Origin of the sequence: Streptomyces adelaidensis, from assembly GCF_016598475.1 — a bacterium.
In the GTDB taxonomy this organism is placed as follows: Bacteria; Actinomycetota; Actinomycetes; order Streptomycetales; family Streptomycetaceae; genus Streptomyces; species Streptomyces adelaidensis.
On the sequence record NZ_JAEMUX010000008.1, the window covers coordinates 21,350 to 41,690 of the forward strand.

15 protein-coding genes and 3 pseudogenes are annotated in these 20,341 nt (G+C 71.1%); 10 read left to right on the top strand and 8 right to left on the bottom strand.

Going from position 1 to position 20,341, the window contains the following annotated elements; genetic code table 11:
• Positions 1–4 precede the first annotated feature (4 nt).
• Positions 5–4,693, bottom strand: a complete 4,689-nt coding sequence (locus I8N67_RS06415; RefSeq protein WP_200301599.1) for an Lhr family ATP-dependent helicase — start codon at positions 4,691–4,693, stop codon at positions 5–7.
• A 120-nt stretch (positions 4,694–4,813) separates the two neighbouring features.
• On the opposite strand from I8N67_RS06415, the gene I8N67_RS06420 reads away from it, so the two are divergent.
• From I8N67_RS06420 to I8N67_RS06430, 3 genes are all read left to right on the top strand, one after another.
• Positions 4,814–5,644, top strand: a complete 831-nt coding sequence (locus I8N67_RS06420) for an AraC family transcriptional regulator (protein ID WP_200301600.1) — start codon at positions 4,814–4,816, stop codon at positions 5,642–5,644.
• A 100-nt stretch (positions 5,645–5,744) separates the two neighbouring features.
• The gene (locus tag I8N67_RS06425; protein ID WP_200301601.1) at positions 5,745–6,542 is read left to right on the top strand and encodes an AzlC family ABC transporter permease; all 798 of its coding nucleotides are present in this window, start codon (positions 5,745–5,747) and stop codon (positions 6,540–6,542) included.
• Entirely contained in the window at positions 6,539–6,847 is a 309-nt protein-coding gene (locus I8N67_RS06430) for an AzlD domain-containing protein (protein ID WP_200301602.1), read from the top strand. Before I8N67_RS06425 ends, I8N67_RS06430 begins: the two co-directional genes overlap by 4 nt.
• A 92-nt stretch (positions 6,848–6,939) precedes the next feature.
• On the opposite strand, the gene I8N67_RS06435 is transcribed toward I8N67_RS06430, so the two are convergent.
• A complete protein-coding gene (locus I8N67_RS06435; protein WP_200301603.1) occupies positions 6,940–7,884 on the bottom strand; it encodes a hypothetical protein in 945 nt (314 codons plus the stop codon).
• A 79-nt stretch (positions 7,885–7,963) separates the two neighbouring features.
• On the opposite strand from I8N67_RS06435, the gene I8N67_RS06440 reads away from it, so the two are divergent.
• The 6 genes and pseudogenes from I8N67_RS06440 to recX all read left to right on the top strand — a co-directional run bounded on the left by I8N67_RS06440 (position 7,964) and on the right by recX (position 13,050).
• Positions 7,964–8,158 (top strand): DUF3046 domain-containing protein, encoded by a 195-nt coding sequence (locus I8N67_RS06440; RefSeq protein WP_200301604.1) that lies wholly within the window; start codon positions 7,964–7,966, stop codon positions 8,156–8,158.
• Positions 8,159–8,252: 94 nt separating this feature from the next.
• The gene (locus I8N67_RS06445) at positions 8,253–9,629 is read left to right on the top strand and encodes an AI-2E family transporter (protein ID WP_200301605.1); all 1,377 of its coding nucleotides are present in this window, start codon (positions 8,253–8,255) and stop codon (positions 9,627–9,629) included.
• A gap of 229 nt (positions 9,630–9,858) precedes the next feature.
• Positions 9,859–10,707 (top strand): annotated as a pseudogene (gene recA / locus I8N67_RS44140) (recombinase RecA); the annotation flags it as partial.
• Positions 10,708–11,322: pseudogene (locus tag I8N67_RS44145) on the top strand (LAGLIDADG endonuclease); the annotation flags it as partial.
• A gap of 123 nt (positions 11,323–11,445) precedes the next feature.
• Positions 11,446–12,093, top strand: a pseudogene (locus I8N67_RS44150) (intein-containing recombinase RecA); the annotation flags it as partial.
• 3 nt (positions 12,094–12,096) lie between these two features.
• Positions 12,097–13,050 carry a recombination regulator RecX gene (gene recX, locus I8N67_RS06455; protein WP_200301607.1) on the top strand — a complete coding sequence of 318 codons (954 nt, stop codon included), beginning with the start codon at positions 12,097–12,099 and terminating at the stop codon, positions 13,048–13,050.
• 148 nt (positions 13,051–13,198) lie between these two features.
• Here the strand turns inward: recX and I8N67_RS06460 are convergent, their stop codons facing one another.
• From I8N67_RS06460 to I8N67_RS06485, 6 genes are all read right to left on the bottom strand, one after another.
• A complete protein-coding gene (locus tag I8N67_RS06460) occupies positions 13,199–13,765 on the bottom strand; it encodes a cupin domain-containing protein (RefSeq protein WP_200301608.1) in 567 nt (188 codons plus the stop codon).
• Between the two features lie 231 nt (positions 13,766–13,996).
• Positions 13,997–15,688: an FAD-dependent monooxygenase gene (locus I8N67_RS06465; RefSeq protein ID WP_200301609.1), complete on the bottom strand. Its 1,692-nt coding sequence runs from the start codon at positions 15,686–15,688 to the stop codon at positions 13,997–13,999.
• 198 nt (positions 15,689–15,886) lie between these two features.
• The gene (locus I8N67_RS06470; RefSeq protein WP_200301610.1) at positions 15,887–16,828 is read right to left on the bottom strand and encodes an amino acid ABC transporter permease; all 942 of its coding nucleotides are present in this window, start codon (positions 16,826–16,828) and stop codon (positions 15,887–15,889) included.
• Entirely contained in the window at positions 16,825–17,502 is a 678-nt protein-coding gene (locus I8N67_RS06475; protein WP_200301611.1) for an amino acid ABC transporter permease, read from the bottom strand. The genes I8N67_RS06470 and I8N67_RS06475 overlap by 4 nt, the downstream gene beginning before the upstream one ends.
• A gap of 118 nt (positions 17,503–17,620) precedes the next feature.
• A complete protein-coding gene (locus I8N67_RS06480; RefSeq protein ID WP_200301709.1) occupies positions 17,621–18,475 on the bottom strand; it encodes a glutamate ABC transporter substrate-binding protein in 855 nt (284 codons plus the stop codon).
• Between the two features lie 81 nt (positions 18,476–18,556).
• Entirely contained in the window at positions 18,557–19,333 is a 777-nt protein-coding gene (locus I8N67_RS06485; protein ID WP_200301612.1) for an amino acid ABC transporter ATP-binding protein, read from the bottom strand.
• 320 nt (positions 19,334–19,653) lie between these two features.
• Here I8N67_RS06485 and I8N67_RS06490 point away from each other — a divergent pair, with 320 nt between their 5' ends.
• Positions 19,654–20,340: a response regulator transcription factor gene (locus I8N67_RS06490; protein WP_200301613.1), complete on the top strand. Its 687-nt coding sequence runs from the start codon at positions 19,654–19,656 to the stop codon at positions 20,338–20,340.
• Position 20,341: the final 1 nt, after the last annotated feature.

Sequence of the window (20,341 nt, forward strand, 5' to 3'; positions counted from 1 at the left end):
GGGCTCAGGCGCGGATCCGTAGGCCGCGCGGGGTGGCGATGAAGCCGGCTCCTTCCAGGAGGGGGCCGTAGGGGGAGGTGAGGGCGGAGGCGCCGTTCACGCGTTCCACGGTGACTGTGCCGAGGGAGCCGGCGTGGGCTGATGTGGCCAGGGCTTCGGCGGCGGGGCTCAGGCGGGGGTCGTCCAAGGGGCTGCCGTCCTGGTCGGTGGGCCAGGCCAGCAGGGTCTTGCCGCCGCGCTCCATGTAGAGGGCCAGCTCGCCGTCGACCAGGACGACCAAAGAGCCTGCCTTGCGGCCCGGTTTGTGGCCGGCTTCGGTGGGGGGCTCGGGCCAGGGGAGGGCGGCGCCGTAGGCGTTCGCGGGGTCGGCGGCGGCCAGGATCACGGGGCGGGGCGGGGCGGGGAAGCCGTTCGAGCCGGGGCTCGGCCGGGGTTCGCCCCGGTCGCGGGCGTTGGCCACCGCGCGGAGCCGGTCCACCGCGCCGTCCATCGCGAACTGGGCGGCGCCCAGTCCCTCGACCACATAGCCGCGTCGGGCCTGGCCGCTCTCCTCGAAGACGGAGAGGACGCGGTAGGTGGCGGAGAAGCCGCCCTCGACTCCCTCGGCGGCCACCGCGCCACGGGTCACGACTCCGTGCCGGTCGAGGAGGGTGCGCGCCAGGGCATGGGCGCGGACGGTGGGGTCGGGTTCGTGGCCGGCAAGCAGGGACCAGCGGCCCGCGACGGTGGGCGGGCCCGTACGGGACTGGGGGCGTGCGGCGGCGGTCAGGGAGCCGTACCGGCCGCGCGGGACCGTGCGCTTGGCGCGGTGGGCGGTGGAGCCCGCCGTGCGGCCCGAGCCCAGCAGGGAGCGCATGGGGGCGAGCGTGTCGTTGGTGAGCCGGCCCGACCAGGCCAGGTCCCAGACGGCGTCGGCCAGTTGGGGATCGGTGACGTCGGGGTGGGTGGTCGCGCGGACCTGGTCGGCGATCTGGCGGAAGAACAGGCCGTAGCCCCCGGCGAGGGTGTCCAGGACCGACTGGTGGAGCGCGGTCGGCTCCAGGGGGTGTGGGGGCGGGAGGAGGAGCGGGGCCGTGTCCGCCAGGTAGAGCGAGACCCAGCCGTCCTTGCCGGGGAGGGCTCCGGCGCCCGCCCAGACGACTTCGCCGGCGGCGGTGAGTTCGTCGAGCATCGCGGGGCTGTAGTGGGCGACCCGGGACGGCAGGACCAGCTTTTCCAGGGCGGACGCGGGGACGGAGGCACCCTGCAACTGCTCGATCGCGCGCACCAGGCCGTCGATGCCGCGCAGGCCGTGCCCGCCGCCCACGTGCTGCCACTGCGGCAGGAACTGGGCGAGCGCGGCGGGCGGCACCGGCTCCAACTCGTGCCGCAGGGCTGCCAGCGAGCGGCGGCGCAGGCGGCGCAGCACGGCCGCGTCGCACCACTCCTGGCCGATGCCCGCCGGATGGAATTCGCCCTGGACGACACGGCCGTTCGCGGCCAGTCGATGGAGTGCCCCGTCCGTCACGGCCACGCCCAGGCCGAAACGGGCCGCCGCCGTGGCCGAGGTGAACGGGCCGTGCGTGCGCGCGTACCGGGCGAGGAGGTCACCGAGCGGGTCCTTGACCGGCTCGGTGAAGGCCTCCGGGACGCCGACCGGCAGGGCCGTACCGAGCGCGTCCCGCAGGCGGCCCGCGTCCTCGATCGCCGCCCAGTGGTCGGTGCCGGCGATCCGGACTCGGATGGCGCGGCGGGCCCCGGCGAGCTCGCGGGCCCACTGCGGCTCGGCGCCGCGCTCCGCCAACTCGGCGTCCGTGAGGGGGCCGAGGAGCCGGAACAGGTCCGCGACGCCCTCGACGTCCTTGACGCGCCGGTCCTCGGTGCGCCATTGGAGCTCCTGCTCCAGCTCGACGAGCACCTCGGCGTCGAGCAGCTCGCGCAGCTCCGCCTGGCCCAGCAGCTCGGCCAGCAGCCGGGAGTCCAGCGACAGTGCGGCGGCGCGGCGCTCGGCGAGCGGGGAGTCGCCCTCGTACAGGAACTGGGCGACGTATCCGAAGAGGAGGGAGCGGGCGAAGGGGGAGGGCTCCGGGGTGGTGACCTCGACGAGGCGGACCTTGCGGGACTCGATGTCACCCATCAACTCGGTGAGACCGGGGACGTCGAAGACGTCCTGGAGGCATTCGCGGACCGCCTCCAGGACGATCGGGAACGACCCGAATTCACTGGCGACCTGGAGCAGCTGGGCCGCTCGCTGCCGCTGCTGCCACAGGGGAGTGCGCTTGCCGGGGTTGCGGCGGGGCAGCAGGAGCGCGCGGGCGGCGCACTCGCGGAAACGGGACGCGAACAGGGCCGAGCCGCCCACCTGGTCGGTGACGAGCTGGTCGACCTCGCCCTTGTCGAAGGCGATGTCCGCGGCGCCGACCGGGGCCTGCTCGGCGTCGCCCGCCGTGCCGAAGGGAGCGCCCGGTTTCATGGGCTCCTGGTCGAGCAGGTCCAGGCCCATCAGGTCGGCGTCGGGCAGGCGCAGCACGATGCCGTCGTCGGCGTGCATGACCTGGGCGTCCATGCCGTACCGCTCGGACAGGCGGGCGCCCAGCGCCAGGGCCCAGGGGGCGTGGACCTGGGCACCGAAGGGGGAGTGGACGACGACCCGCCAGTCGCCCAGCTCGTCGCGGAAGCGTTCGACGACGATGGTGCGGTCGTCGGGGATGTGGCCACAGGCCTCGCGCTGTTCGGCGAGGTAGGACAGGACGTTGTCCGCGGCCCAGGCGTCGAGTCCGGCGGCCAGCAGGCGCGGCCGGGCGTCCTCCCGGGTCAGGGAGCCCACCTCGCGCAGGAAAGCGCCGACCGCGCGGCCCAGTTCGAGCGGACGGCCGAGCTGGTCGCCCTTCCAGAAGGGCAGGCGGCCCGGTACGCCCGGCGCCGGGGAGACCAGCACCTGGTCGCGGGTGATGTCCTCGATGCGCCAGGAGCTGGTGCCGAGGGTGAAGACGTCCCCGACCCGGGACTCGTACACCATCTCCTCGTCGAGCTCGCCGACGCGGCCGCCGCCCTTCTTGGGGTCGGAGCCCGCGAGGAAGACCCCGAAGAGGCCGCGGTCCGGGATCGTGCCTCCGGAGGTGACCGCGAGGCGCTGGGCGCCCGGTCGTGCCGTGACCGTGCCGGCGACGCGGTCCCACACCACGCGCGGGCGCAGCTCCGCGAAGGCGTCGGACGGATAGCGCCCGGCGAGCATGTCGAGGACGGCCGTGAACGCGGACTCGGGAAGCGCGGCGAAGGGCGCGGCGCGGCGGACGGTGGCGAGGAGGTCGTCGAACTGCCAGGCGTCCATCGACGTCATGGCGACCATCTGCTGCGCCAGTACGTCCAGGGGATTGGCGGGGACCCGCAGGGACTCGATGGAGCCGCTGCGCATCCGCTCGGTGACCACCGCCGCCTGGACCAGGTCGCCGCGGTACTTGGGGAAGACCACGCCCGTGGAGACCGCGCCCACCTGGTGTCCCGCGCGGCCCACGCGCTGCAGGCCGGAGGCGACCGAGGGCGGCGACTCCACCTGGACGACGAGGTCCACCGCGCCCATGTCGATGCCCAGTTCGAGGCTGGAGGTGGCGACCACGGCCGGCAGCCGGCCCGCCTTGAGGTCCTCCTCGACCAGGGCGCGCTGCTCCTTGGAGACCGACCCGTGGTGGGCCCGGGCGAGGACCGGGGGCGCCCCATGGGCCGCGCCCGAGCCGCCCATCAGCTCGGCCGGGGCGTGGTGCTCGTCCAGGGGCTCGCCCGTGGCCCGCTCGTACGCGATCTCGTTGAGCCGGTTGCACAGCCGCTCCGCGAGGCGGCGGGAGTTGGCGAACACGATCGTGGAGCGGTGGGCCTGGACGAGGTCGGCGATCCGCTCCTCGACGTGCGGCCAGATCGATGGTCGTTCCGCGCCCTCGTTGCCGTCGGCGACGGGGGAGCCGCCAAGCTCGCCCAGATCCTCGACCGGCACGACCACGGAGAGGTCGAACTCCTTGCCGGAAGGGGGCTGGACGATCTCCACCAGGCGTTGCGGGGAGAGATAGCGCGCGACCTCGTCGACGGGGCGCACGGTCGCCGAGAGCCCGATCCGGCGTGCCGGCCTCGGCAGCAGCTCGTCGAGCCGCTCCAGGGACAGCGCGAGATGGGCGCCGCGCTTGGTGCCCGCCACCGCGTGCACCTCGTCCAGGATCACCGTCTCCACGCCTGTGAGCGCGTCGCGCGTGGCCGACGTCAGCATCAGGAACAGCGACTCGGGGGTGGTGATCAGGATGTCGGGCGGGCGAGTGGCCAGGGCGCGGCGCTCGGCGGGCGGGGTGTCGCCGGAGCGGATGCCGACCTTGACCTCGGGCTCGGGCAGGCCCAGGCGCACCGACTCCTGCCGGATTCCGGTCAGCGGACTGCGCAGGTTCCGCTCCACGTCCACCGCGAGGGCCTTGAACGGTGACACGTACAGCACCCGGCAGCGCTTTTTCGGGTCGGCCGGGGGCGGGCTCGACGCCAGCCGGTCCAGCGCGGCGAGGAACGCGGCCAGCGTCTTGCCGGAGCCGGTGGGGGCGACGACCAGCACGTCCGAGCCCTCGCCGATCGCCCGCCACGCCCCCGCCTGGGCCGCGGTGGGCGCGGAGAAGGCCCCCGTGAACCAGCCGCGGGTCGCGGGGGAGAAGCCGTCGAGGGCCCGATCTGCGGAGCTGACCATGCCCCCATCCTGCACCCGCCCACTGACAACGGCCCGGACCTGCGGAAACGGCCCGGACGGCAGCCCCGGCAGCCGCCCGGACGGCCGCTCGTACGGTGACGCGCGACGCAGAATGGGGGCATGACGGGTTCGGTGGAGCGGGCGAGGCACTGGAGTTACGAGGAGCTGCCCGGGGTCGACCTGCTGCGGGCGAGCTATGTCGAGAAGAAGTTCGTACGGCACACCCACGAGAACTTCGTGATCGCGGCGATCACCGACGGCGTCGAGGTCTTCCACCACGGCGGCGCCGACCGGTACGCGGGCCCGGGCGCGCTGGCCCTGGTCAACCCCGACACCCCGCACACGGGCCGGGCGGGCGTGCCCGAGGGCTGGCGCTACGGCGCTGTCTACCCGTCGCCGGACGTGGTGGCCGAGATCGCCGCCGAGACCACCACGATCCGCGGCACCCCCGGCTTCACCAGCCCCGTACTCGTGGATCCGTACGCCGCGTACCTCGTCCACCAGGTACTGCGGGCCGCGGACGAGGGCAACGCGCTCGCCGCGGACACCCTGCTACGGGTCGCCGTGACCCGGCTGCTGCGCCTTAACGGCGGGCCCCAGCCCCAGCGCGCGGTCCGCACGGCCGGCGCCCCCGTCGCGGCACGCGCGCGTGCCGTGCTCCAGGACCGGATGACCGACCCGCCGACCCTCGAACGGCTCGCCGCCGATCTCGGCACCAGCCCCTTCGCCCTGCTGCGGGCCTTCCGCAGGGCCTACGGCATGCCGCCGCACGCCTGGCTGACCGATGCCCGCGTCCGCCGGGCCCGGGGCCTGCTCGACGCGGGCACGGCTCCCGCGGAGGCCGCCGTCGCGGTCGGCTTCACCGACCAGCCGCACCTCAACCGCCACTTCAGCCGGATCGTGGGCGTGCCGCCGGGCGCGTACCAGCGCGAACGCGCGGGCAACCGCTGACCGCGCGAGCGGAGGGGGTGACGTACGTGAGCGTCGGGGCGGCGGGCGCGTGCAAGAACGTACAAGACCCACCAGGGCGGCTGCTCCTACCGTCCGGGGTGTGGCAGAACAGACAGCTCTCGCAGAGCCGCACGACGCAGGTGGCGCCAAACCCGACCGGGCCGTCGTCCAGGACGCCCTGGGCGTAGGGATCGCCGTCGGACTCTCCGGGTTCGCCTTCGGGGTGACCTCGGCCGGCGGCGGGCTGAGCCTGCCGCAGACCTGTGCGCTGAGCCTCCTGGTGTTCACCGGCGCCTCCCAGTTCGCCCTGGTGGGCGCGCTCGCCGCCGGCGGCAACCCGTTCACGGCGGCCGCCGGGGCCTTCTTCCTGGGGGTGCGCAACGCGTTCTACGGGCTGCGTCTGTCGCAGGTACTGGCCCTCCCGCGCGCGGTGCGGCCGTTCGCCGCCCAGTGGATCATCGACGAGACCACGGCCGTCACCCTCGCCCAGCCCACGCGCCGCGCCGCCCGCATCGGCTTCACCGTCACCGGGCTCGCCCTCTACGTGCTGTGGAACCTCACCACACTGCTCGGTGCGCTCGGCGCCGAGGCCATCGGCGACACCGAGGCCTGGGGGCTCGACGCGGCCGGCCCCGCAGTCTTCCTGGCGCTGCTCGCACCGATGCTGAGGACCACCGGCGAGCGGGCCGTGGCCGGCATCGCCGTCGTCCTGGGGCTCGGCCTGCTGCCCGTCCTGCCCACCGGGGTCCCGGTCCTGGTGGCCGCGCTGGCCGCCCCGGTCGTGCTCTGGGCGGAGGGACGACGGAGGGCCGACCGCCAACCGGACGGCCGGCTGGAGGATCAACGGGACGGGGGGCGGGACGACCGACGGGGTGGCCGGCAGGGGGAGGGCCGATGAACGTCTGGATCGCGATCCTGGCGACGGCCGTCGGCTGCTACGCCGTCAAGCTCATCGGCCTGCTGGTCCCCACGGGTGTTCTGGAACGGCCACTCGTCCAGCGCCTGGCCGCCCTGCTGCCCGTGGCCCTCCTCGCCGCCCTCACGGCCCAGCAGACCTTCGCCGACGGGCAGGTCCTCGTACTGGACGCGCGGGCCTCGGGGCTTGCCGCAGCCGCCGTCGCGCTGCTGCTGCGCGCCCCCTTCCTGCTCGTCGTGGCGGCGGCGGTGATCGTGACGGCGGGGGTGCGGGCGATGACGGGGTGACGCGCCGCGGTGCATGTACGCGCGCGTGCACGCGTGTTCGTGCGTAGCCGGCACCGGGCGGCCGGGCAGCCAGTCAGTCGGGCAGCCGTCGGTCAGCCGATCGACCGCCCGTACGCCCGCAGCGTGCGCAGCGCCTCGATCGTCACGATCGGACAGCTCTCCATGGCGGTGCTCGGGGCCCACTGCCGCCAGCGGATCGGCCAGCCGCCGTCCGCCGTCTGTTCGCTCGCGAGGAAGTCCAGGGAGCGGCCCATCTCCTCGTCGGTGAACCACGCGCGCGCGAGCGACTCCGGAGTGCGGGCGAAGTCGTGCGGGTAGTGGTGCTCGCCGGGCGCGTAACCGTCGGACACCGGGTACTCGGCCGGACGCTCCGGATCCAGCGTGGCGAGCCGGTGTTCGCGCACGAGGCGGCCCAGCCGGTCGGCGACCGCCTGGGCGCGCGGGCGGTCGGGCACCGACTCCAGGAACGTCACGGCGGCGTGGATCTCGTAGGGGTGCGATTTCTCCAGGGACTCGACCGCACGCCAGCAGAAGTCGGTGGCCCGGAACAGCCACGCGTGCCACACCTGGTTGCGGTGCAGCAGGCCCACCACGGGCCCGGTGGCCAGCAGATCACTGGGCGGGTCGTCGACGATCGGCACGAACGGGGCCACCGGATAGCCGCGCTGGCTGGGATGCACCGCGGGCAGGGCGCCGTCCGGGCCCGACACCGAGGTCAGATAGCGGCACACGCGTTCCACCCGCTGCCCGCCGCAGCGCCCGATCGAGTCCAGGACCCGCAGCGCGTGCCCGGTGTGCAGCGGCTGGCTCACGGGCCCGCGCAGATCGGGTTCGAGCGCGTGCCCGTATCCCTCGTCGGCGTTGCGATAGGCGGCGAGCGCGGTCTCCACCGCGTCGGCGCTCCCGTCCAGGAAGTGGTAGGCGAAGCGGCGCTGCTCCAGCACCCGCGCGGTCAGCCAGACGAACTGCTCGGCGCGGGCGAGCGGGTTGGGCTCGGGGGACGACGAGGGGAGGGGGGATGCTCCGGTTTCGGACATGGGTCAGACCGTAGGGCGGAAAGCGGTCTCGGCAGGCCGTCCTGGCTCGGCCCACCCCCTGGGGCGGGATACTGGAGTCATGCGGTTGACGGTCTTCTGGCAGCGGATGGCGGATCACTTCGGTGAGGGGTACGCCGACACCTTCGCGCGCGATCACGTGATGTCCGGACTCGGCGGGCGCACGGTGCACGAGGCACTGGACGCCGGCTGGGAGGCCAAGGACGTGTGGCGCGTGGTGTGCGCGACCGTGGGCGTTCCGGCCGAAAACCGCTGATTTCCCAGGGACTTCACCGGGTGGCCGTCGGTCGTTGCACCAGAAGATCCGGGGGCGGCGACCGATTGTCGGTGGCGTGGGCGAAACTTGGTCCGTGGCCCCCACAGACGAGACCGCGCAGCACGAGCCTCAGGCATCCCCGTCCGGCACGGCACCGCCCACCCGGCCACCGGTCGGCCCCGGCGCCCCGCCGAGCGACCGCATGCCTCGCTGGCTGCCGCGCGCGATGGTGCTGGCGCTCTCCCTCGTCGCCGTCTTCCAACTGGGCAGCTGGGCCTTCCACCAGATCATCGGCCTGCTGATCAACATCCTCATCGCGTTCTTCCTGGCGCTCGCCATCGAGCCCGCGGTGAGCTGGATGGCCTCGAAGGGCCTGCGCAGGGGCTTCGCGACCTTCCTGGTCTTCCTGATCACACTGATCGGGGCCGCCGGGTTCGTCACGCTGCTCGGCTCGATGCTCGCCGGCCAGATCATCAAAATGGTCGAAGACTTCCCGGCGTACCTCGACTCCGTCATCAGCTGGATCAACACCTCCTTCCACACCGAACTCAAGCGAGTGGACATCCAGGAGGGGCTGCTCCGCTCCGACTGGCTGCAGAAGTACGTGCAGAACAGCGCCACGGGCGTCCTCGACGTCTCGGGGCAGGTCCTGGGCGGCCTCTTCCAACTGCTGACGATCGCGCTGTTCTCGTTCTACTTCGCCGCCGACGGCCCCCGGCTGCGGCGCGCGCTGTGTTCCGTACTGCCGCCCGCCAAGCAGGCCGAGGTGCTGCGCGCGTGGGAGATCGCCGTCGACAAGACCGGCGGCTATCTGTACTCGCGCGGCCTGATGGCGCTGATCTCCGGCATAGCGCACTACGTCCTGCTGGAGTACCTGGACGTGCCCTACGCGCCCGCGCTCGCGGTCTGGGTCGGTCTGGTCTCGCAGTTCATCCCCACCATCGGCACCTATCTCGCGGGTGCCCTGCCGATGCTGATCGCCTTCACGGTCAACCCCTGGTACGCGCTGTGGGTCCTGGTCTTCGTGGTCATCTACCAGCAGTTCGAGAACTATGTGCTGCAGCCCAAGCTGACCGCCAAGACCGTGGACATCCACCCGGCCGTCGCCTTCGGATCGGTCGTCGCGGGCACCGCGCTCCTCGGCGCCGTCGGCGCGCTCATCGCCATCCCCGCCATCGCCACCCTGCAGGCCTTCCTCGGGGCGTACGTGAAGCGGTACGACGTCACGGACGACCCCCGGGTGCACGGGCACCGCAGACGCGGCTCGGGCAACCTCCTCGACCGGCTGCGGAAGCGGCCGCACGAGGCACGGGAGGACGGCGGGAGCGAGGGTGACGTCCTCACGCGCGTGCGTGAGCGGCTGGAGCGGAGGCTGAGCCGGAGGCGGGGCGCGGGGGCCGAGGGCGGTGGCGGGTCCGAAGAGGGCGCCGGGCCCGGAGGGGACGCCGGGCCCGAGGACGGCTCCTCGTAGGCGGCTGTCGCCGTAGCCCCCGGATGCCGCGTGGTGTCGCTTGACACTAAAATCGAACATCCATTCTTATGGAGGCTCCGGCGAGGCTCTCGACGGGAGTTCGACAGGGTTTTCGTGGAGAAGTGCCCGAGTTATCCACAGGCCGGGCGGCCGTCGAGGCCCATTGTCAGTGGCAGGCGTTAGCGTCTTTCACGTGAAGCGATCGACTCAAGCAAATCGGGTGGAACCCATGGCAGGAACCGACCGCGAGAAGGCGCTCGACGCCGCGCTCGCACAGATTGAACGGCAATTCGGCAAGGGCGCGGTGATGCGCCTCGGCGAGCGGCCGAACGAGCCCATCGAGGTCATCCCCACCGGGTCGACCGCACTCGACGTGGCACTCGGCGTCGGCGGCATCCCGCGCGGCCGAGTGGTCGAGGTGTACGGCCCGGAGTCCTCCGGCAAGACGACCCTGACCCTGCACGCCGTGGCGAACGCGCAGAAGGCCGGCGGCCAGGTGGCCTTCATCGACGCGGAGCACGCCCTCGACCCCGAGTACGCGAAGAAGCTCGGCGTCGACATCGACAACCTGATCCTGTCGCAGCCGGACAACGGTGAGCAGGCTCTGGAGATCGTGGACATGCTGGTCCGCTCCGGTGCTCTCGACCTCATCGTCATCGACTCCGTCGCCGCCCTCGTGCCGCGCGCGGAGATCGAGGGCGAGATGGGCGACTCGCACGTGGGTCTGCAGGCCCGCCTGATGAGCCAGGCCCTGCGGAAGATCACCAGCGCGCTCAACCAGTCGAAGACCACGGCGATCTTCATCAACCAGCTGCGCGAGAAGATCGGCGTGATGTTCGGGTGCTTCAACTACTCGACTCGGGTCACGCTCGCCGACGGCACTCAGGAGAAGATCGGCAAGATCGTCAACCAGCGAATGGACGTGGAGGTCCTCTCCTACGACCCGGAGACCGACAAGATCGTTCCTCGACGCATCACCAAATGGTTCGAGAATGGAAACGCCGAGCGGTTCTTGCAGTTCACCGTGGCCAAGTCCGGGAAGAACGGCAAGGCGCAGTTCGCCGCGACTGAGAACCACTTGATCCGCACTCCCGGAGGCTGGCGAGAGGCGGGCGAGCTGATCGCCGGGGATCGTGTGCTCATCAGCGAGAAGAAGGCACTGAGCGCGCAGCAGGAGCAGGTTGTTCTCGGGGCGCTTATGGGTGACGGCAGCCTTTCCCCGAACAGGAAGGGTCGCACCGGGGTCCGCTTCCGTATGGGGCACGGTGCCAAGCAGGCCGACTACCTGGACTGGAAGGTCTCGCTGCTCGGGAACATCGGATGCTCTCGGACGCAGAACGAGAAGGGCGCGGTCTTCGCGGACTTCTCTCCGCTGCCAGAGCTGGACGAGCTGAGGGAAGTCGTCTACTTCGGTGGAGATAAGAAGCACATCACCTGGGAGCACCTCAAGGCGATGACTCTGTTGGCCTTGGCCGTCTGGTACATGGACGACGGCTGTTTCACGGTGCGCTCCCAAGGTCTTCAGGAGCGTACGGAAGGCGGCTCGGGTCGGATCGAGATCTGTGTCGAGGCCATGAGCGAAGGCTCACGGGAGCGCATTGTCGACTACCTGCGAGACACACATGGCCTGGACGTGAGTCTTCGGCTCGCAGGTGAGCGGCAGATGGCCGTGCTGCAGTTCAGCACGGACTCGTCAGCGCGTTTCCAGGAGATGGTGGCTCCCTTCGTGCACCCCTCCATGGAGTACAAGCTCCTTCCGTGCTTCCGCGGTCGATTCGATGTCGAGCCGGAGCTCATCGAGGAGACAGAGCGCCTGGTGGCCTCGGAGATCCTCGACATCCACGTCAAGCCGCTAACGCGTTCCATGAAGAAGTTCGACATCGAGGTCGAGGGCACGCACAACTACTTCGTGGACGGCGTGATGGTGCACAACAGCCCGGAGACCACGACCGGTGGCCGGGCGCTGAAGTTCTACGCCTCGGTGCGGCTCGACATCCGTCGTATCGAGACGCTGAAGGACGGCACGGACGCGGTCGGCAACCGCACCCGAGTGAAGGTCGTCAAGAATAAGGTCGCCCCGCCCTTCAAGCAGGCCGAGTTCGACATCCTCTACGGGCAGGGCATCAGCCGCGAGGGCGGTCTGATCGACATGGGCGTGGAGCACGGCTTCGTCCGCAAGGCCGGCGCCTGGTACACGTACGAGGGCGACCAGCTCGGCCAGGGCAAGGAGAACGCCCGCAACTTCCTGAAGGACAACCCCGACCTCGCCAACGAGATCGAGAAGAAGATCAAGGAGAAGCTGGGCGTCGGCGTACGCCCCGAGAAGCCCACCGCCGAACCGGGCACCGACGCGGCAGCGGTCTCGGCCGCGGTCGCGGCCACACCCGCGGACGACGCCGCGAAGGCGGTGCCCGCTACGGCCGCCAAGGCGCCCAAGACCAGGGCCGCGGCGGCGAAGAGCTAGTCCGTGACACGCAGAACGGACTGGGGCGAGCATGCATACCCCAGTGCTTCCGAGAGCCGGGGGCGCGGGGGTACCGGGGGATCCGCCGCGGACGGGCACGGCTTGGCGCCGTACGACGAAACGGCGTCGTACGGCACGGACGGCGGCACGGACCACGGCGCGGATGACGGGAGTTACGACGGGGAGCTCCACGGCGGCGAACCGTACGACGGTGATGCCGGTCGGCGGGGGGACGGCTCACGCTCCGGTGCGAGCTCGGCCGTCGGCACCCGTCGGCGCGGTGGCGGTGCCTCGCGCGGCGCGGGCGGCGACGCCCGTGGCGGGCGCGGCGGCCGTGGTGGTCGGCGGCGTGGCTTCGGGGAGCCGGCCGACGGACCGGACGGCGGCGCGAACGACGGGCGTTCGCAGGACGGGGGTTCGTCCTTCTCGTCGAGGGCCGCGAAAGGGGATTCCTCAGGGGACCCGGCGGAGCGGGCGCGGGCGATCTGTCTGCGCCTGCTCACCGGGACCCCGCGCACCCGAAAGCAACTCGCCGACGCCCTGCACAAGAGGGAGATCCCCGAGGACGTGGCGGACGAGGTGCTGTCGCGGTTCGAGGAGGTCGGCCTGATCAACGACAGCGCGTTCGCCGACGCCTGGGTGGAGTCCCGGCACCACGGCCGGGGTCTGGCCCGACGAGCCCTCACGCAGGAGCTGCGCACCAAGGGCGTCGACTCCGCGCTGATCGAGGAGGCCGTCGGTCGGCTCGACTCCGAGCAGGAGGAGGTCACCGCGCGCGAGCTCGTCGCCCGCAAACTGCGCTCCACCCGAGGCCTCGACCGCGACAAACGCCTCCGCCGCCTCGCCGGCATGCTCGCCCGCAAGGGCTACCCCCAGGGCATGGCGCTCCGGGTGGTCCGGCAGGCGCTGGAGGACGAGGGGGAGGAGACGGAGGGACTGGAGGACGAGGGGTACTGAGGGGGGCGCCGGACCCGGCAGGTGACGGGCCCGGCTGCCGGAGGGGCGGTCTCGCGGATTCCGGGAGGGCGGCGGTCACGCGGATGCCGATCAAGACAAAGCGGGCGAAGAGCCTTGCCTCACTTACCTGCGCGGCGTCGTCGGCTGCTCACTGCCAGTCTTCCGGTCGCTCGACATGCTCCAGGCGGAGCACCTGGCCGGTACGGCTGTAGCGGCGGATGCGGGGCAGGGGCGGGTAGTAGGCGTGCACGGAGACCGCGTGCTCCTCGGTGGACTCGTTGAGCACCTCGTGCACGTGGTGGTGGCCGAAGGCCCGGCCCTTGCCGGCGGGCAGCGAGCGCTCGCGGTCGACGCCCTCGGTGAGTTCGAGGGTCTGCCAGCCGTCGGTGGGGAGACGGGCGGCGAGCGAGTACTCCTTGAGTTGGCCGGCGGCGGTGACGAAGGCGCCCACCGAGTCGGCGTGGTCGTGCCAGCCGGTGCCGGTGCCGGGCGGCCAGCCGATCAGCCAGGCCTCGCTGCCCCCGGGGCCTTCGAGTCGCACCCACGTACGGCCCTCGGGATCGAGCGGGAGCGAGGCGATCAGCTCGGCGTCGGCGGCCGTCCGGCGCGCGAAGTCGAGCAGGTCCGCCTGGGTGGGAGTGGAGACAGCCGGTGCGGCGGCGGGAGAGACAGCGGGGGACACAGACACGGGTACCGTCCTGAAGTGCGTTCGCATGGGCGCGCGCGGCGGCAGACAGGCGGCGCGCGCGGATGTAATGGGAGGCGAATTCAGCAGGACGGTCGACACACGCCGCCCACATAGCGGACGAGGTCCATATGGACCCTCCGCCACAGGCGCGTAGAGGTGTCGGTCACGGAGCGGAGTACACCATGACAGCGCGGAGCGGTCAACCGACCGTCACTATGCGGACACACAGTGACGGCCGACCGGGAGAAACCAGGCGTTTCAGCGCGAGCCCGCAGGCGTCCCGGTCGTCTCGGACTGCTGCTTCACGCCGCCCAGCGTGGCCTCCGCCGCCGTGTACAGGTCGGCCGGGCGCACACCGGTCAGTGCGGTGACGAGGTGGCCGTCCGGGCGGACGAGGAGCACGGTGTGGGCGGCGGCGCCCGGGTAGCGCTCGGCGACCAGCAGCTCGGCGGGGTGCGGCAGGGCGGACACGGCGGCCGCGAGCCGGGGCATGAGCCCGGCACTCACCCAGTGCTTGCGCTCCCACACGCCCGTACCCGGCGCGACCAGCACCACCAGCAGCGCCCCGCGCCCGAGCCGGTCCCGCAGCGGTACGAAGGAGCCGTCCTCGGCGGTCACCCGCACATCGACGATCTGGGCGCCCGGCATCGTGTCGACAGGGGCCTCCGCGGCGGCGGGCGCGGGCATCAGCGGCGAGTCGGCGTACGGCCCCGGAGCGCCCAGTGCGCCACGCCCCAGATGGCCGTCCGAGAGCAGCGCGTCATGGCCCCGGGCCGAGCCGGGGACGTACGACCGCAGGCCCTTGGTGCCGCGCAGCAGGGGCAGCACCTGGTCGGCGGCGCGCAGCCGGGCGGCGACGACCGCGCGCCGCTCCGCCTGGTAGCTGTCGAGCAGTGCCTCGTGCGGGCCGTGGTGCCAGGCCAGCGCCAGTTTCCAGGCGAGGTTGTCGGCGTCCCGCAGCCCCTCGTCCAGGCCCTGGGTGCCGAGCGCCCCGAGCAGATGCGCGGCGTCCCCGGCGAGGAACACCCGGCCCACCCGCCACCGCCGGGCGAGGCGGTGGTGCACGGTGTGGACGCCGGTGTCCAGCAGGTCGTACGGCGGTGTGGAGCCGCCCGTCCAGCCGGCGAGGGTCTCCCGGACACGGGACACGAGGAGTTCGGGCGTCACCAGGTCCTTGCCCGGTGGCAGCAGCCAGTCCAGGCGCCAGACGCTCTCGTCGAGCGGCCGGGCGGTCACCTCGCCGCCGGAGGGGCCGGACGTCCGCCACGGCGGCATCCGGTGCAGCAACGCTTCGCCCGGCCACGGGAGCTCCGCGCGCAGCGCCGCCACGGCGTGCCGCTCCACCGCCGTACGGCCGGGGAAGCGGATGTCCTGGAGCTTGCGCACCGTCGAACGCGGCCCGTCGCAGCCGACGAGGTAACTGCCACGCCACCACGTGCTTTTGGGCCCGCGGGTGTGGGCGGTGACGCCGGACGTCTCCTGCTCGATGGCGTCCACCCGGCTCTCCACGGCGACCTTGACGAGCCGCTCGCCGGCGATGGCGCCGCGCAGGGCGGCGGTCAGGACGTGCTGGGCGATGTGCAGCGGGGGGAGGTCCGCGGAGCCCTCGACGACGTCCTCGGGGCCGCTGCGGGGGTCTCTCGGCCCCTCCTGGGCCGAGGCGTCCGGCTCCTCGAAGTCGGCCTCCCCGAAACGGACCTGACGCATCACCTGCTTGCGCCGCATCGACCGCCATCCGGCCCAGCGGTACCCGGCCTCCGCGAGCGGGACGCCGGACAACCGTTCCAGCAACGCGGCCGTGTCGTCGTGCAGGACGACCGTCCGCGCGAGTCGCTGCTCGTCCTTTCCCGGCCCCTCGTCGAGGACCACGGACGGCACCTCCTGGCGCGCCAGCGCAAGGGCGAGCGTGAGCCCCACGGGCCCCGCTCCGACGATGATCACCGGGTCCACGGCGCGGCGCTCCCTGCCCGAGGTGACGTCCCGGCGGACGTGGCTGAACAGGAAGTTGGAGCAGGGTGCACGATCACAGAACGTATGCAACCCATTGCCGGTGCTTGCGTCAAGTGACGGAGGGCAGTGGCGATCATGCCACTGCCCTCCGGGGAACTGATTCGGGGACACCCTGGGCGGATGTCACCTGATCATCTGTCAGTTGCCGGAGTCGCCGCCTCCGCCGCCTCCGTCACCCGCACCGATACCGATGCCACCGAAGGCGCCTCCCGCGCCGGTCGCAGCGGTGCCCTCGACTGCCGCCGGGCCGAGCACCGCCCCGGTCGACTTCTTGCCTCGCCGCAGCCGCTGCTCCAGCCAGCTCGCGAAGCTGGTGATGATGAAGTTCACGATGATGTAGATGATCGCCACCACGACGAAGCTCTGGATGACGTTGGCGTAATTGGCCGCCAGGGTGCCGCGCGAGTTGAGCAGGTCGGTGAACTGCAGCATCACGCCGCCGAGCGCGGTGTCCTTCACGATCACCACGAGCTGGCTGACGATGGCCGGCAGCATCACCGTGACGGCCTGCGGCAGCAGGATGCTGCCCATCGTCTGGCCCTTGCGCAGGCCGATCGCCTGGGCGGCCTCTGTCTGGCCCTTGGGGAGGGCGAGGATGCCGGCGCGTACGACCTCGGCGAGTACCGAGGCGTTGTAGAGCACCAGGCCGGTGACGACCGCGTACATCGGCCGGTCCTCGGCGCTGATGCCTGGCCAGCCCGTGTAGACCTGGTTGGCGAACAGCATCAGCAGCAGTACGGGGATCGCCCGGAAGAACTCGACCACGGTGCCGGCCACACCTCGGACCCAGCGGTGGTCGGAGAGGCGTGCGATGCCGAAGAGTGCACCCAGAGGGAGGGCGATCACCATGGAGAGTCCCGCGGCCTTGAGCGTGTTGGCGAGGCCGGGCAGCAGATAGGTGGTCCACGCGTCGGACGTGGTGAAGGGCTCCCAGAGAGACCACTCCAACTGGTCCTTGTCGTCCATCGTCCGCCACACCCACCACAGGAGCAGGGCCAACAGGACGACAAAGACCACTGTGAGGATCACGTTGCGCCGTTTGGCCCGGGGGCCGGGGGCGTCATAGAGGACGGAACTCATCGCTTCACCGCCAGTCGCTTGCTCAGCCAGCCGAGGAACAGGCCGGTGGGCAGGGTCAGTACCACGAACCCGAAGGCGAAGACCGCGCCGATGAGCAGCGTCTGTGCCTCGTTCTCGATCATTTCCTTCATGAGGTAGGCAGCCTCCGCCACACCGATCGCCGCTGCCACGGTCGTGTTCTTGGTCAGCGCGATCAGCACGTTGGCCAGCGGTCCGATGACCGCACGGAACGCCTGCGGAAGCACGATGAGCCCGAGGACCTGGGAGAAGCTCAGTCCGATGGCGCGTGCCGCCTCGGCCTGGCCGACGGGCACGGTGTTGATTCCGGAGCGGATCGCCTCGCATACGAAGGCCGCGGTGTAGGCGACGAAGCCGAGGACGGCGAGCCGGAAGCCCTGGACCTTGAAGTCGTCGGGCGCGCCCATCGTCATACCGAAGATGTCGGCGAGGCCGAGCGAGGTGAAGACGATGATGACGGTCAGCGGGATGTTCCGCACGATGTTCACGTAGGCGGTGCCGAAGCCCCGCATCAGGGGGACGGGGCTGACGCGCATGGCGGCCAGCATGGTCCCCCAGACCATGGAGCCGACGGCCGAGAAGACGGTGAGCTTGACCGTCATCCAGAAGGCGCCCAACAGGCTCGGGTCGTCATAGTTTGAAAGGAAGTCGAACACTGTCTCCCGCGCTTCCGGGTGTGTGGCGTAGGTGGCAGGCGCACCGCGCCGCCGCCCCTACCGCGCCTTGCGGCGGGCGGCGGCGCGTGTGCGAACCGCGCTGGTTGCGGAAACCCGCTTACTTGACGATGTCGCCGATCTTCGGGGCCTGCTCGTTCTTGTAGTCGGCCGGGCCGAAGTTCTCCTTGACCGCGGTCTCCCAGGAGCCGTCGCTGACCATCTTCTCCAGGGCGGCGTTGATCTTGTCCACGGTCGCGGTGTCGCCCTTCTTGACGCCGATGCCGTAGTTCTCGTTGCTCAGCTTCAGACCCGCGAGCTTGAACTTGCCCTTGTACTGCTCCTGGGCGGCGTAGCCCGCGAGGATCGAGTCGTCGGTGGTCAGGGCGTCCACGGCGCCGCTCTGCAGACCGGCGAGGCACTCCGAGTAGCCGCTGTTCTCACGCAGCTGGGCGTCCGGGGCGATCGAGTCCTTGACGTTCTGCGCCGAGGTGGAACCGGTCACCGAGCAGAGCTTCTTGCCGTTGAGGTCCGTGCCCTTGGTGATGTCGGAGTCGGCCTTGACCAGCAGGTCCTGGTGGGCCAGCAGGTACGGGCCGGCGAAGTCGACCTTCTTCGCGCGCTCGTCGTTGATCGAGTAGGTGGCCGCGATGAACTTGACGTCGCCGCGGGCCAGCGCGTTCTCACGGTCGGCGCTCTTGGTTTCGACGAACTCGATCTGGTCGGGCTCGTAGCCGAGTTCCTTGGCCACATAGGTGGCCACGTCGACGTCGAAGCCCGCGAAGGAACCGTCGGGCTCCTTCAGGCCGAGACCGGGCTGGTCGTACTTGATGCCGACCTTGATCTTGTCACCGCCGCCGGAGGTGGAGGTGGAGTCCGACCCGCTGTCCGTGCTGTCGTCACCACCACAGGCGGTGGCCGTGAGAGCGAGGACGAGGGCCGTGGCCGCTGCGGCGGAGACCTTGCGGAGCTTCATGGTGAACATCCTTTGATGGTGAAGAGATGCGGACCGTCATGGTGTGGGTGCCGTGGGCCGTCGCCGGCCTCGGCGGGCCCGTCAGTGGTGCAGGATCTTCGAGAGGAAGTCCTTGGCCCGGTCGCTGCGGGGGTTGCTGAAGAACTGGTCCGGCACAGCCTCTTCGACGATCCGGCCGTCCGCCATGAACACCACCCGGTTGGCGGCCGAACGGGCGAAGCCCATCTCGTGGGTGACCACGACCATGGTCATGCCGTCCCGGGCGAGCTGCTGCATGACTTCCAGGACCTCGTTGATCATCTCGGGGTCGAGGGCCGAGGTCGGCTCGTCGAAGAGCATGACCTTGGGGTCCATGGCCAGCGCCCGTGCGATCGCCACACGCTGCTGCTGACCGCCCGAGAGCTGCGCCGGGTACTTGTCCGCCTGGGTGCCCACACCGACCCGGTCCAGCAGGTTCCGGGCCTTCTCCTCGGCCTTCTTCTTGTCCGCCTTGCGGACCTTGATCTGCCCCAGCATCACGTTCTCCAGCACCGTCTTGTGTGCGAAGAGATTGAACGACTGGAACACCATGCCGACGTCGGCCCGCAGTCGCGCGAGTCCCTTGCCCTCCGCGGGCAGCGGCTTGCCGTCGATGCGGATGTCGCCGGAGTCGATCGACTCCAGCCGGTTGATGGTGCGGCACAGGGTGGACTTACCGGACCCGGAGGGCCCGATCACCACGACGACCTCGCCCCTGGCGATGGTCAGATCGATGTCCTGGAGCACGTGCAACGCGCCGAAGTGCTTGTTGACGCTCTTCAGGACGACCAGATCATCGGTCGCGGCCACAGCGTCCTTGGCCACCGAAACTTCGGTCATCGCTTTAAGGCTCCGTCCTCCTCGGTTTCGGAGGACAGTAGTGACCCGCGACGACCAGCGTCATTACATCTGAGCGAGAATTGAGCATAACGATCTGGTAGCCGGACGGACACTGCACGTAACAGGCTTGCGCGGGGCCGTTTCGGCTGGGTTACGGAACCCGCGTGGAACCTGTACGGCCTTGACGGCGTCCTCACTCATCAGTGTGACTGCGAACGGGCCGATGCGCGCGTGCCCGAGATGCGGATCCGCGTAATGTGTGCCAGCCGAGACGCACAAATGACCGAAACGCATGATCTGCCGAACCGGAAGGGGCCGGAATGCGGCTGCTCCTCGTCGAGGACGACAACCACGTCGCCGCCGCCCTGTCCGCGGTCCTGGCCAGGCACGGCTTCGACGTCACGCACGCCCGCAGCGGCGAGGAGGCGCTCCAGGCGCTCGTCCCGGAAGGGAACGGCTTCGGGGTCGTACTGCTCGACCTCGGCCTGCCCGACCAGGACGGCTACGAGGTCTGCGGCAAGATCCGCAAGCGCACCAGCACCCCGGTGATCATGGTGACGGCCCGCGCCGACGTACGCTCCCGGATCCACGGCCTCAACCTCGGCGCCGACGACTACGTGGTCAAGCCGTACGACACCGGCGAGCTGCTCGCCCGTATCCACGCCGTCGCCCGCCGCCGGGCCCCCGACGCGGCCGCGGTACCCGGTGACAGCGGGCTGCGCCTTGGTTCCGTGCTCATCGAGCTGCCCACCCGCCAGGTCAGCGTGGAGGGCTCGGTCGTGCAGCTGACCCGCAAGGAGTTCGATCTGCTCGCGCTGCTGGCCCAGCGGCCCGGGGTGGTGTTCCGCCGGGAACAGATCATCAGCGAGGTGTGGCGGACCAGCTGGGAAGGGACCGGCCGCACCCTTGAGGTGCACGTCGCCTCCCTGCGCTCCAAGCTGCGGATGCCCGCCCTGATCGAGACGGTGCGCGGGGTCGGCTACCGGCTGGTCGCCCCGACGCCGTAGC